General features: G+C 40.8%; 11 protein-coding genes and 1 CRISPR repeat array. Of the genes, 1 reads left to right on the forward strand and 10 read right to left on the reverse strand.

The features are described from left to right. Positions 1-159: 159 nt before the first annotated feature. The 6 genes from ABZD21_RS11320 to rhaT form a co-directional block, all read right to left on the reverse strand. Complete coding sequence (locus ABZD21_RS11320) at positions 160-1455, reverse strand: class II aldolase/adducin family protein (protein WP_372775102.1); 1296 nt, start codon at positions 1453-1455, stop codon at positions 160-162. 24 nt (positions 1456-1479) lie between these two features. Beyond that, complete coding sequence (locus ABZD21_RS11325) at positions 1480-2634, reverse strand: iron-containing alcohol dehydrogenase (RefSeq protein ID WP_372775103.1); 1155 nt, start codon at positions 2632-2634, stop codon at positions 1480-1482. Between the two features lie 35 nt (positions 2635-2669). Further along, positions 2670-4022 carry an FGGY-family carbohydrate kinase gene (locus tag ABZD21_RS11330; RefSeq protein ID WP_372775104.1) on the reverse strand — a complete coding sequence of 451 codons (1353 nt, stop codon included), beginning with the start codon at positions 4020-4022 and terminating at the stop codon, positions 2670-2672. A 94-nt stretch (positions 4023-4116) separates the two neighbouring features. Beyond that, positions 4117-5376: an L-rhamnose isomerase gene (locus tag ABZD21_RS11335; RefSeq protein WP_372775105.1), complete on the reverse strand. Its 1260-nt coding sequence runs from the start codon at positions 5374-5376 to the stop codon at positions 4117-4119. A 43-nt stretch (positions 5377-5419) separates the two neighbouring features. After that, entirely contained in the window at positions 5420-5734 is a 315-nt protein-coding gene (gene rhaM, locus ABZD21_RS11340; protein WP_372775106.1) for an L-rhamnose mutarotase, read from the reverse strand. A 10-nt stretch (positions 5735-5744) separates the two neighbouring features. Continuing rightward, positions 5745-6773, reverse strand: a complete 1029-nt coding sequence (rhaT, locus tag ABZD21_RS11345) for an L-rhamnose/proton symporter RhaT (protein WP_372775107.1) — start codon at positions 6771-6773, stop codon at positions 5745-5747. 229 nt (positions 6774-7002) lie between these two features. Here rhaT and ABZD21_RS11350 point away from each other — a divergent pair, with 229 nt between their 5' ends. Beyond that, complete coding sequence (locus ABZD21_RS11350; protein ID WP_372775108.1) at positions 7003-7878, forward strand: AraC family transcriptional regulator; 876 nt, start codon at positions 7003-7005, stop codon at positions 7876-7878. Between the two features lie 227 nt (positions 7879-8105). On the opposite strand, the gene ABZD21_RS11355 is transcribed toward ABZD21_RS11350, so the two are convergent. The 4 genes from ABZD21_RS11355 to ABZD21_RS11370 form a co-directional block, all read right to left on the reverse strand. Then, positions 8106-8948, reverse strand: a complete 843-nt coding sequence (locus tag ABZD21_RS11355) for an SDR family oxidoreductase (RefSeq protein WP_372775109.1) — start codon at positions 8946-8948, stop codon at positions 8106-8108. A 23-nt stretch (positions 8949-8971) separates the two neighbouring features. Beyond that, positions 8972-9856, reverse strand: coding sequence for a 4,5-DOPA dioxygenase extradiol (gene ygiD, locus ABZD21_RS11360; protein ID WP_372775110.1), 885 nt, complete (start codon positions 9854-9856; stop codon positions 8972-8974). A gap of 17 nt (positions 9857-9873) precedes the next feature. Further along, a complete protein-coding gene (locus ABZD21_RS11365; RefSeq protein ID WP_372775111.1) occupies positions 9874-10437 on the reverse strand; it encodes a YceI family protein in 564 nt (187 codons plus the stop codon). 128 nt (positions 10438-10565) lie between these two features. After that, positions 10566-11141, reverse strand: coding sequence for a Crp/Fnr family transcriptional regulator (locus tag ABZD21_RS11370; protein ID WP_372775112.1), 576 nt, complete (start codon positions 11139-11141; stop codon positions 10566-10568). A 76-nt stretch (positions 11142-11217) separates the two neighbouring features. Next, positions 11218-12616: a CRISPR direct-repeat array (repeat unit 29 nt; unit sequence TTTCAATTCCAGTATGGTGCGATTGGTAG). The last annotated feature ends 18 nt before the right edge of the window (positions 12617-12634 follow it).

The raw sequence follows: 12634 nt of genomic DNA on the forward strand, positions 1-12634 counted from the left end.
AAACGAGATTACCGGTATCTGCAGAGCCAAGCCAATACCCCTGAAACTAAAAAAAGGGTTCAGCTAAAAAATAGCTGAACCCTCCATAGATCTCATTGCTCACTTCTTTGAAACAAGATCCTGTTTACACCCATTTAACCAGGGTGTATAAAAGTTGTATTATCCCAAAAACTTCTTGCGCAACTCTTCAACCTGCTCATCATTAATTGGGAACAATTTGCCCAATGAAGAGCCCATAACCAGCGATTTTGCACTGAACTCAGCAACTTCCAAACGGTCGAAAGTTCCAAGTAGTTTATCACCGGTTACAATTACTGAATCGTTGTTTATAAGAACTGCAGGTGTACTTTCCGAAATAGTATTCAGAATAACCTCTGAACCTGTAAAGTGTGAGCCGAATGGCACATTAGGAACATCTTGCAGGAAGATCCAGCTTTCCGGGATTGTGCGAACATCGAATTTCTCATTCGTCACACTGTATGCCATCAGATAAGGCGTTTGAGTCAAAATGATTGAATTGATGTGTGGATTGCGTTTGTAAATTTCCTGATGCAACCAAGTCGAACGACTAGGAACTTTTCCCGGTTCGCGTTTTCCACCTTTAATCTGAACGATATCGTCATTCTCCATATCCCAACGCGATACTTTCGGAGGAGTAATCAGGAAATCATCTCCTCTCCAACGAACTGAAACTGTTCCGTATGAGCTGATCATCAAGCCCTGAGCACAAGCACGGTGAACAATCTTCTTAATTTCTTCGCGAATAGCACGCTCATCAGAAGGGCGTTCAACAGTTTCCATTTCTGGCAACAAGAGAGGAATTTGAGCTTCAAACTCCTCAATTTGCTCATCTGTCAAATAGTTCGGAGTACCTATTTGGCTACCGTAAATGATGGTGCGGCAACAGAATTCCAAGGTTTCAAAACGCTGGAAAGCATCAACCAAATCGGAACCACCAATTACAGTACCGTGGTTTTCCATGATCACTCCGTTGAATCCTTTCTTAAATTCGTCAGCAATCACGTCACCCAATTCCTGACTACCAGGCAATGCGTAAGGTGCGTAACCGATATCGCCACAAATGTATTTCGCCTGAGGAATAACATTTGTATTCGGAATTTGACGAACAATACTCAATGAAACCAATGCCGGCGGGTGTGCGTGAATAACCGCTTTAATTTCGGGGCGGCATTCATAAATCGCTTTATGGAAAGGGAATTCAGAAGATGGCTTGTGACGCCCTTCAACCGTTCCATCCTTACGAACGCGTACAATATCGGAGGCACGCAAAGTTCCCTTGTCGATTGCCGATGGAGTAACCCAGATGTCACCGTTTTCATCGACAATTGAAATATTTCCTCCGGAAGTAGTTGTCAGACCACTTCTGTAAATCTTATCAATGATCATCGTGATCTGGTCACGCGGATGCATTAATTTGGTATCTAACTTTCTCATTTCTAACTAAATTTATATGGTATACTAATAAGCTGCTTCGTAAATTTTCACTGTCTCCTCTAAATTCACCGGACGTGGATTGCCACCGGTACAAACATCGGCAAGGGCTTTATTCGCCATGGTTTCGAAGTCTTCCGGTTTTGCACCCAACTCTTTCAATCCGGAAGGAATACCGACATCAGTCGAAAGCTTTTTAATGGCTTCGATAGCCGCTTTATTTGCTTCTTCAAGTGTCATTCCGGTCGTATCAACACCTAAGGCTTCAGCAATATCGCGGAATTTATCGCCACATACCGGAGCGTTAAACTCTTCAACGTAAGGAAGCAGTACAGCGTTACAAACACCGTGAGGTAAATCGTAAACAGCCCCCAATTGGTGAGCCATAGAGTGTACATAACCTAAACCACAGTTCGAGAATGCTTGTCCGGCAATAAATTGGGCCCAAGCCATTTTGTTTCGGGCGTCCAGGTTTTGACCATCGTTTACAGCGTCCCGTAAACTTTCGCCAATAAGTTTAATGGCTTTTAGTGCCAGCGTATCCGACCAATCATAAGCGCCTGCTGTTACATAAGCTTCAACCGCGTGAGTTAACGCATCCATCCCGGTTGCAGCAGTTAGGCCTTTAGGCATATTCACCATTAAAACCGGATCGTTAACGGCGATATCAACCAGACAATTCTTATCAACCATTACCATTTTCACTTTGCGTTGTTCGTCGGTGATGACGTAGTTGATAGTAATTTCGCTGGCTGTTCCGGCTGTCGTGTTGATTGCAATCAACGGAGCCGATTTTTTAGCTGATTTATGAATTCCTTCATACGCTTCGATGTTTCCACCGTTGGTAGCCAGAATAGCAATCGCTTTTCCGCAGTCCTGTGGTGAACCTCCACCCAACGTGATAATTGCATCGCAATTGTTATCCTGGTAGACCTTTAAGCCATCGTTAACATTCTTTACTGTTGGGTTTTGTTTTACCTGATCAAAGATCAAGTATTTTAAACCGGCTTCTTTCAGAATATCTTCAACTTTAGCTGCCAGCCCTATTTGAACCAAGATAGAGTCGGTAACAAATAAAACCTGTTTGTACGAACTATTTTTCAAATCCTCTTTGAGCTCTTGCAAGGCATTTGGGCCAACCAGGCTTAAAGGGGGTAAATAAATGCGTTTTGCGGTTTCCATTTTGAATTTTGAATTTGTGTTTTTTATCGTATTTCTTAATCTAGTGTCAATTTAATCTCCGGCTTGAATCCAACCACATCGGCCACTACCAAAGCGGCCCCCAATGCGCTGGCATTATCAATCTCGGAGGTAATAATTTCTTTTTGGGTAAAATATTCTTTCAGCAAGTGAATGTAAATCGGGTTACGGGCGAAACCTCCCGAAATATACAAGTTGCTGGTTGAATCGTTTTGAGGGATGACCAGGTTGATTGAGGTGATGCACAAATCTGTCAAATCAATCATCAACTTTGTATAGGCCTCTTTGTAGCTTGCAAAAATGCTCAGATCAACCGATTTAAGGCCAGCTTCAAAGCTTTCTTTACCGGCCGGAAAGAATACCGATTTTGATCCGAAACTCTCTTTTTGGCGGGCCAGCAGGCTTTCATCGCACTTCACATACTTAAAGTATGCGGCTTCGGTTTTAAAGTGATCAGCCAGTTTTTCGGCCCACACTTCGTGGAAATGCCCCATGAACAAACGCGACGATTTCACTTGTTGTTTATCCGGGCTCAAAAAGCAAAGACAATCCTGTTCCAGCTGACTTGCCGTTAACGGCTCGCTGTTGAACGGGTTCATTGTAATACACCATGTTCCGGTTGACACCAGAATAAAAGGTTCTTCGCTTCCCTTCAGATAGGGAACCAACGAAGACGAACTATCGTGGATACCGGTTCCGACCAACACGTTTTTGCCTCCGATTTCACTTTCGAAAACAACATCGTTGGTTACCGGCTGGGGTAATTCAATTTTTTGATCTGCAATCCAAGGGTGATAAGCCATTTGATCGTAGTCCCACATAAAGGTGTGGCAACCGATTGAAGTTGGCTCAGAAACCACTTTGCCATTCAAGGTATAGGCTAAATATTGCGGAAAGTGCAGGATTGATGCGGCCTTTGCAAATAGCTCCGGCTTTTCCTGTTTCATCCAGAGCATTTGAATGCCCGAATTCAGCAACAGACCCAATGCAGGGCTTGCTGTACAGCGGCAAAATTCGTCTTTGCCTCCATAGTTTTCAAATAAGTTTTCAGAAATACTTGCCGGTACCTCTTTCAGGTAATTGTAAACCGGAGTCAGGCGCTTGCCTTGTTCATCCAAAAACATTAGCGAAGCACCATAGGTTGAAAAGTTTACCGCACTCAAATCGTACTCTCCGGCTTCAACAATTCGGGTTAGCTCCGCTTTAATCCAGTCTGTAATCCGGTCAATATCATCACATTCAAAACCATCTTCATCGGTAATGACCGGGAATTTTTGTTCGTGTTGAAAAACCAGCTTTAAGCTTTGGTCAAACAGTAACACTTTCTTGTTGGTTTTTCCGATATCAAATACTGCAATAACTTTTTTCATGGGATCGTTTTCGGGGGTTAGCTTTGGTTTTTAATTCGTAGAAAAACAAAAGTTACCGGTTCTGTTGCAGAACCGGTAACTCTCAAATCTGTCATTATCGTTTACTTAAAACTTCTTTTTCGTATTGCTGAATCTCAGCAATGTAATCTGCTCCAACCGGAACTCCTTCCTGCAAACAGTAGTAATCCCAGATTGCAGCGAAAGGCATGGTTTTCAGCTCTTCCAATGTTGCAAGGCGCTCGAAATTCTGGCCCGCTTCTTCCATTTTAATCAACGATTTAGTTGGCTCCAACATAGCAATCAAGAATGCTTTTTGAGCGGCACGTGTACCAACAACGTAAGCACCGATACGATTAATGGAAGCATCGAAGAAATCTAACCCTACATTTACACGGCTCATGAAATTGTTGCGTACGATTTCAGAAGCAATCAATTGAACTTCTTCGTTCAGTGTTACTACGTGGTCAGAGTCCCAACGAATCGGACGAGTTACGTGCAACAATACTTCGTCGACAAACTGAAGGCAAGAAGAAATTTTATCGCCAACAACCTCTGTTGGGTGGAAGTGACCATTATCCAAACAAATCATTTTGTTGTTCTTGATCGCATATCCGAGATAGTAGTCGTGAGAACCGACAGTCATTGACTCAGCACCAATACCGAATACTTTACTCTCAACGGCATCTTTCATGTTCTCTTTAGGGTACTCCGTAGCAAAACCTTCGTCAAGAGATTTTGTTAATTGAGCACGCATTCCGTTACGGTCAACAGGTGTATCTTTTGATCCATCTGGAATCCAGGTATTCAGTACACAAGGAGATCCGAGTTGCTTACCGATTTCGTTTGCGATTTCGCGAGAACGCTTCAAGTGTTCTACCCAAAACTTGCGTACTTGTTCATCTTTTGATGATAGTGTAAAACCACTGTCGGCTTTAGGGTGAGAGAAGAACGAACCATTGAAATCCATGCCAATTCCCATTTTTTTACACCAGTCAATCCATCCCTGGAATTGCTTAACACTAATGGCGTCGCGATCGACTGCACCACCAGAAAAATCGCCATATAGAGCATGTACGTTTACACGTTGCTTACCCGGCAACATTGACATAACTTTTTCCAGGTCAGCCGTAATCTCAGCCATACTGCGAGCCTTACCCGGGTAATTACCGGTAGCTTGAATACCTCCGGACAATTGACCATCAGGATTCTCAGTACCTGATACGTCGTCGGTTTGCCAGCAGTGCAAAGAAATGGCCAATTCGCCCATTTTTTTCAATGCTGCTTCTGTGTCAACTCCAATAGCCGCGTATTGTTCTTTCGCTATTTCGTAAGCTTTTTTGATTAATTCGCTCATAATAAATAGTTTATTAAAATTATTATTGATATTAGTTTCTTACTTATTCCATATAAAATACTTCGTCAAGAGCTACTGACACCGGAGAGTTGTCAGGGTTGGCTTTCATTACATCCTTCATGTAAGCCCACCATTTTTGAACGATTTCGGTCTTTCCGAGATCCTGAGAACCACCGTCCCCGCTCACTTTCTGAAAAGCGAACAAGATGTTTGTTTCTTCATCTAAAAAGATAGAGTATTCGCTTACCCCGGCTTCTTTTAAAAGCTGTTTTAGCTCGGGCCAGATCTCATCATGACGTCTTTTGTATTCTTCTTTTTGACCTTCATTGAGGTACATTTTAAAAGCTAATCGTTGCATAATAAATCGGTTAAAAATTGATTACAAATGTTGAGAAAATCAGAATAGCTAATCCAATAAGTAGTACAGTCCAGGTTTTAGCCCCTACTCCCTTCCATTCTTTCAGCACAATGCCCCATACATTACTAAAGGTTACGTTTAATGACATGAGAATACTCCACGAGAATACCATAATAACACTCCCCTCTTCGAAAAAGCTTTTACCTACACCCAATCCGAAGAACTGAGAATACCATAAAACACCTGCCAACGCGCAAAATAGAATGTTATTGACAAGTACTTTTCCCGAAACATGGGTATAATCACTAAGCGTTTTATTTTTAACATTTTGATATAAGCAGTAGACAGCATTCGTTAGGAAACCACCAGCTGTAACCAGCAGTGTAGCAGGTAGTGTTACAAATAATGCAGCGGCTCCCATGCTTGTAGCGGCCTCAGCAATTGGTTGCCCGGCGGCAAGGCCCAAACTAAAGCAGGCACTCATTACTCCAGCGAGCAATGCAACCAACAAGCCCTTGCCTAGTGCAAAATCTTTAACGGCAGCTTTTCGTTCTTCTTCGGTCATGTTCTTTGCCCGTAAGCTACCGGCGTATCCAATAATAGCAATACCTGCGATGGCGATACTCACAGCAATTAGAAGAACCAAACCTCTTCCCTCAAACAGGTCGGTACCTTCCATTAAGGCCGGGATAATAGTTCCAAAAGCAGAACAGGTACCTAATGAAATAGATTGACCTAGAGCAATTCCAAGATAACGCATGCTAAGGCCGAACGTAAGACCTCCAATTCCCCAAAGCACTCCATATCCCAGGGTTTTCCAGATTGCTCCGTCACCACTCAAAATAATTTCGAATAAAGAATGTCCTACGGGTACGGCGAGTAAAGCGCCCAACAGCGGAAAAACCAACCAGGCAAAAACACCCTGAGTAAGCCAAAAACTCTCCCACGACCAGTTCTTTACTTTGTTAATGGGGACATAGGAACTTGATTGTCCCAAACTACCGATAGCAATAATTACCAGTCCGATTATAAAATTCATAGTTTTGTTGATTTGACAGAACATTAAGTTTTAGATATGTGTAGTGATACGAAAAACAAACTCTAAACTACACATCCATAAAACCAATGAGCATCGCGGTTAATAAATTAGTTATTAGTTCTCTGTAAAATTAGCACATCAAAAATAGAGCTGTTATTTTGCTCAAACAATACAAAAACTGGCAATTATTTTATACATTTTGGCACTAATTTGAAAAAAGACGATTCGAATGCAAAAAGACTACTTTAAATATTTAACCAACGGAGAAGAAGATATTGATTGGGGCCTGTATCTGAATGTAACCGGTACCGCCAGGATATCCCCAAAAACAGTGTACCCCCCAATAGCACATCCATCAGGGTATTTTTTCAATTGGGAAACCGGTCGGGTTCTACAGGAATACCAGCTCAACTATATTACGGAAGGAACTGGAATATATGAAAATAGGCATGGCAGATTTCAGGTAAAACCCGGAAGTATTATGCTGGTTTTTCCAAACGAATGGCATCGTTACAGACCAATACGTACTTCTGGATGGACTGAAAATTACATTGGATTCAATGGCCGGATAGCTGACGAATTGTTGAAACATCAGGTTTTCTCGCCTACTCAACCGGTAATTAATTGTGGTATTAAAGAAGAAATAATTGACACTTATTTAAAAATTTACGAGCTGGTTGAAAAAGAACGCCCGGGATTCCAACAAATCGCCTCGGGTATGGTGGTAAAACTACTTGGGTACATTGTTTCGTTCGAAAAGCGAAAAGGTTTCTCAGGAAAGCATATTGCCAAGGTAATCGAAGAGGTCCGTTTTTTAATGCGCCAAAATATTGAAATGGAGTTTAACATGGAAGAACTGGCACGTGAACACAATGTTGGCTACTCCTACTTCCGCAAAATGTTTAAAAAGTACACCGGAGTGTCACCGGCACAGTACCATCTTCAGTTACGAATTATCAGAGCCAAGGAATTATTGGTTTCCACTGAAAAGACAATTACAGAAATCGCCTTTCAGCTTGGATTCCAAAACGTCTATCATTTTAGTTTACTCTTTAAGAGAAAGGTTGGAAAAAGTCCTTCCAATTTCCGAAATGGACTGAATTAGTGAGGGAACGGTTTTTAAGTTGCAGCTGTGTGCTTACACCCACTGTGTGCTGCGCACGAGACGAACGCGTAATTTGATTGTTGTAGTGTTCGCTTTTTTAGACTAATTTTCATCAGGATGTAGCATCGATTATTCCGTTAGTATACAAATAAATTCTGCTTAAAAACCCTTTAGATTGATATTATCCTCAGGTATTAAGCAGAATTATTATAACCTATTATTAATGATTATAGTGCAGATTTTACGGAGGTCGCCATTGGAGTTGTAGGCCTTCCTATTAATTTCGAAAGTTCGCGAGAGTCGTCGAATAAATCTCCCTTAGAGGCACTTACATCCCAACTTGCAATTGCATGTGCAAAAGAACTTGGGATATTAAAACTTTCAAGGATTTTGGCATATTCTTCTTCTTGCAAATTTCTATATGGCAAATCTTTACCCGTTTGATTTGATAGTTCAGCTGCTAGTTCACTAAGCGTATAAGCATTATCTCCGGCCAACTCAAATACTTTTCCTTTGTAATTATCACTTAACAAAACTACAGCGGCTGCTTCGGCATAATCAAATCTGGCTGCTGAAGCTATTCTGCCGGAACCCGCACTACCTATAAAAGCGCCCCCTGCAATTGCTCCCTCAATAGAAGCCGTATAATTTTCAGTATACCAACCGTTTCTAAGTATGGTATAATCGATACCCGACTCTTTTAAAACTTTTTCTGTTTCCAGATGCTCTTCGGCAAGGTTCAATGTTGTATCGTCTGCATGCAATAAACTGGTATAAACGATCCATTTAACGCCTGCATTTTGAGCTGCCTGAATCACATTTTTGTGTTGCCTTGAACGCTGTCCAAGTTCATTTGCTGATATTAGTAAGAGTTTATCAATGCCTGCTAGCTGTGCAGGTAAAGCCTCTGGATTATTATAATCAAAGGCACGAACTTCAACTCCCAGTTCTTTTGCTTTTTCGGGTGTTCTAACTAACGCGACTATGTTTTCAGCTTGTTTTCTTTCCTTTAATTGTTCAACAACCAGTTTTCCCAACTGGCCTGTTGCTCCTGTTATTCCTATTTTCATTTTATTTAATTTTACGTATTATTTTATCCTATTTTTACCGACGTCATGGTTAATGAACCAGCTACAGGCTTATCATTAAAGATGGCGATTTCATCCTTTTTATCCTGCAAAGCCATACTGTAAAGTAAGGGCAGAAAATGTTCTGGAGTAGGAATCGATAATTCAAAGGCTTTACCTTGTTTTGAATAGTCTATTAAGGCTTGATAATTACCATCTAAAATAAATTGTTTCATTTTTTCATTGGCATCAATAGCCCAATCGTATCCAAAATTTTCATTCAATTTTTGCCAATTCACCATACGCAGATTATGTACAAGATTGCCACTACCCACTATTAAAACACCTTTATTCCTTAATTCATATAACTGCCTGCCAAGTTCGAAATGTTGTTTGGGACTTTTGTAATAATCAAGACTCAACTGAATTACCGGAATATTTGCTTGCGGATACATATGCCTTATTACCGACCATGCTCCATGGTCTAAGCCCCACTTTTCATCCAACGATACATCGCTATTCGTTGACATTGTTTTAATGTCTTTTGCCAATTGAGGTAATCCCGGAGCTGGATATTGGATTTCATATAACTCCTTTGGGAAACCTCCGAAATCATGAATTGTGCGTGGATTCTCCATGGCCGTAACCTGGGTTCCTTTTGTTTCCCAATGTGCTGAGATTACAACTATCGCCTTGGGTATTTCAATTTCAGAAGATACTTTTCTAAACCCTTGTACGAATTCATTTTCTTCAACAGCATTCATTGGACTACCATGCCCAAGAAAAAGAACTGGCATTTTAGGGGTATTTCCCCAATTTTCTATACTTGTATTTAGTGCATTTAGTTTCATAATTCCAAGTGTTGCTGGCAATGCCGTTATCATAGTTTTCAGAAATATCTTCCTGTTCATTTTAACGCTTGTTCTGCTTATAGCGTAAGTTTGATGTCAAGGATAAATATGTCGTCAATGGCCTTGTCTCCCAGGTTATCGAAAAACGAGTTGGACCCATAACGAACATCAAATTTAGAACGGTCTACTTTAAGCTGCGCAGAATACTTAGCACCTTCTTTAAACACATCGACAGTTATTTCTTCGGTTTTCCCTTTTATGGTAAGGTTGCCGGTTACACTAGCTTTACCATCCTTAAATTTGGTAGATTTTGCAACTTCGAACGAAGCTGTAGGAAATTTTTCAACGCCAAAGAAATCATCAGATTTTAAATGCCCAATCAGCTTTTGCTTGTAACCTTCATCTTCAAGGTCGGCATTAGTAATGCTTGTCATATCTATTACGACCTTAGCTCCAACGATTTCATCATTTCTAAAATCCAGAAAAGCACTTTTAATCTTTACGTCACCATTGTGCGCACCACCGATTTTTTTACCGGTCCATTCAACAGTTGATTTACTAATATTTACTTCACTTTTTTGAGCTGACAAGCTGAGTGTTGCTGAAAAAAACAGAACTGCTAAAATTTTAATTGTTTTCATACCGTAATATTTTTAATTGTTAATGTTTACGATACAAAAATACCTCAGGTGCTCGGTTAAAGTCCTTGACCTATGGTAAGAAATAAAATTGATGTATGTTAAGGGATACTGCTTATTACAGTGATGAATTATTTATGTCGCCTAATCCGGCTAAGGCTTTCGGGTGTAATACCAAGATATGAAGCTATATGAACGAGCGGTACTCGTTGGAATATTTCGGGGTTTTCTTTTAGCATCTCGTTATATCTATCAATTGCAGTATCCCACATGGTTGAACTCAACCTGTTTAAAGCGTTTATATACGCTTTCTGAAAAAGTATTCGGAAGTACCTTTCAAGGTTTGGTATTTCGATAAACAATTGCTCCAATCGGTCAACCGGAATTCTTAGCAAGTAAGAATTTTCTAATGCTTCAATATTGTATTTAGATTTTTGCCGGGTAAAGTAACTATCAATGTCGCCTATCCAATTATTATCCATTCTTATTTGGTAAACGTGCTCAATACCTTTGGCATCAATATAAAATGAGCGGAGACAACCTTTGGTAATAAAATACAAGTAATCACAAACTTGTCCTGACACTAAGAGGTCTTTCTTTTTTTGTATTGATACCGGCTCAAAGGCAGATATAATCGTAGCTTCGTCTTCCTTGGTTACATTTGACCATTTATTTATGTAATATAATAGTTTGTTGTCTTGCTGCATTTACAACCACCTTATTGGTTCATTGTTACAAATTTAATTTATTCAACGGTATTCTCACTCTCAGTTTATCTTACGCCTCCAAAGAATTGTAGGTGCGATTGGAGCTGTATCGGCAGGTAACGGCACATAGACTGTATCAACTATTTCAATTCCAGCATGGTGCGATTGGTAGGGCGCGCAGAAGTATCTAGGCAATAGTATAAGTAATTTCAATTCCAGTATGGTGCGATTGGTAGCTGATGGGCGACGCGATGCGTCCCGCCATTTACCAATTTCAATTCCAGTATGGTGCGATTGGTAGTTGACTCGCTAACCGGCAAGCTCGACACGCTTGTATTTCAATTCCAGTATGGTGCGATTGGTAGAAATAGTGTCTCTGCCATGTCTATCTCATTTCGTGTTTTCAATTCCAGTATGGTGCGATTGGTAGAATTTCTGACTACCATATCAGGCTAGGAACTGCCCCGTTTTCAATTCCAGTATGGTGCGATTGGTAGCAGGCTCGGAAGAGTTTTGCGCTTGCATGATGTGCCTTTTCAATTCCAGTATGGTGCGATTGGTAGAAAACTGGATATCAGGAGGCAATAATTGAGACCCGTTTTCAATTCCAGTATGGTGCGATTGGTAGATTCACGACTTTTTTATGATAGCGAAATTGATTTTTTTCAATTCCAGTATGGTGCGATTGGTAGGCTGTTTTGAACACAGCTTACAGAGCGATTGAGGATTTTCAATTCCAGTATGGTGCGATTGGTAGGTTGTTCGTATACAGCAGGTTGCGAAGCTCTGAAATTTCAATTCCAGTATGGTGCGATTGGTAGAACGCTTTTTTCTCTTTGTAAAGCAATCTGCAAAAATTTCAATTCCAGTATGGTGCGATTGGTAGACAGCATCGTCCGCATCAATCGTAACTTATTACAATTTCAATTCCAGTATGGTGCGATTGGTAGATGAACGGGGACAAATTGCTATTCGGGTTACATAAATTTCAATTCCAGTATGGTGCGATTGGTAGGATGCAATAGCAGCAGGAAATGTGCCTGTGTCGCTGTATTTCAATTCCAGTATGGTGCGATTGGTAGCCCATCGCCTGCGAAGCCTTCAAATGCGATGAATAAATTTCAATTCCAGTATGGTGCGATTGGTAGGAAGGTACATACAAATATACACGTGAAAACCATGCCATTTCAATTCCAGTATGGTGCGATTGGTAGCGTTCGCGCTTTTGTTTCGCGGTTTCGCTATTCTCATTTCAATTCCAGTATGGTGCGATTGGTAGACAAGGCTGCAAGCCGAACGAGTTATTCGAGGGTTATTTCAATTCCAGTATGGTGCGATTGGTAGACTTAGTAGTTCGCCGAGGGGGGTTCAAAACCAAATTTCAATTCCAGTATGGTGCGATTGGTAGCACGATGTGCCCCACAGTATGTAGTCGAACGTCCAGCATTTCAATTCCAGTATGGTGCGATTGGTAGTGAGCTTAGATGATCGTA

It is taken from the genome of Mangrovibacterium sp., assembly GCF_041596335.1.
In the GTDB taxonomy this organism is placed as follows: domain Bacteria; phylum Bacteroidota; class Bacteroidia; order Bacteroidales; family Prolixibacteraceae; genus Mangrovibacterium.

Excerpts from the sequence above, each read along its gene's own strand:
- ABZD21_RS11320 (WP_372775102.1), bottom strand. The coding sequence starts at position 1,455 with ATGAGAAAGTTAGATACCAAATTAATGCATCCGCGTGACCAGATCACG.
- ABZD21_RS11325 (WP_372775103.1), bottom strand. The coding sequence starts at position 2,634 with ATGGAAACCGCAAAACGCATTTATTTACCCCCTTTAAGCCTGGTTGGC.
- ABZD21_RS11330 (WP_372775104.1), bottom strand. The coding sequence starts at position 4,022 with ATGAAAAAAGTTATTGCAGTATTTGATATCGGAAAAACCAACAAGAAA.
- ABZD21_RS11335 (WP_372775105.1), bottom strand. The coding sequence starts at position 5,376 with ATGAGCGAATTAATCAAAAAAGCTTACGAAATAGCGAAAGAACAATAC.
- rhaM (WP_372775106.1), bottom strand. The coding sequence starts at position 5,734 with ATGCAACGATTAGCTTTTAAAATGTACCTCAATGAAGGTCAAAAAGAA.
- rhaT (WP_372775107.1), bottom strand. The coding sequence starts at position 6,773 with ATGAATTTTATAATCGGACTGGTAATTATTGCTATCGGTAGTTTGGGA.
- ABZD21_RS11350 (WP_372775108.1), top strand. The coding sequence starts at position 7,003 with ATGCAAAAAGACTACTTTAAATATTTAACCAACGGAGAAGAAGATATT.
- ABZD21_RS11355 (WP_372775109.1), bottom strand. The coding sequence starts at position 8,948 with ATGAAAATAGGAATAACAGGAGCAACAGGCCAGTTGGGAAAACTGGTT.
- ygiD (WP_372775110.1), bottom strand. The coding sequence starts at position 9,856 with ATGAACAGGAAGATATTTCTGAAAACTATGATAACGGCATTGCCAGCA.
- ABZD21_RS11365 (WP_372775111.1), bottom strand. The coding sequence starts at position 10,437 with ATGAAAACAATTAAAATTTTAGCAGTTCTGTTTTTTTCAGCAACACTC.
- ABZD21_RS11370 (WP_372775112.1), bottom strand. The coding sequence starts at position 11,141 with ATGCAGCAAGACAACAAACTATTATATTACATAAATAAATGGTCAAAT.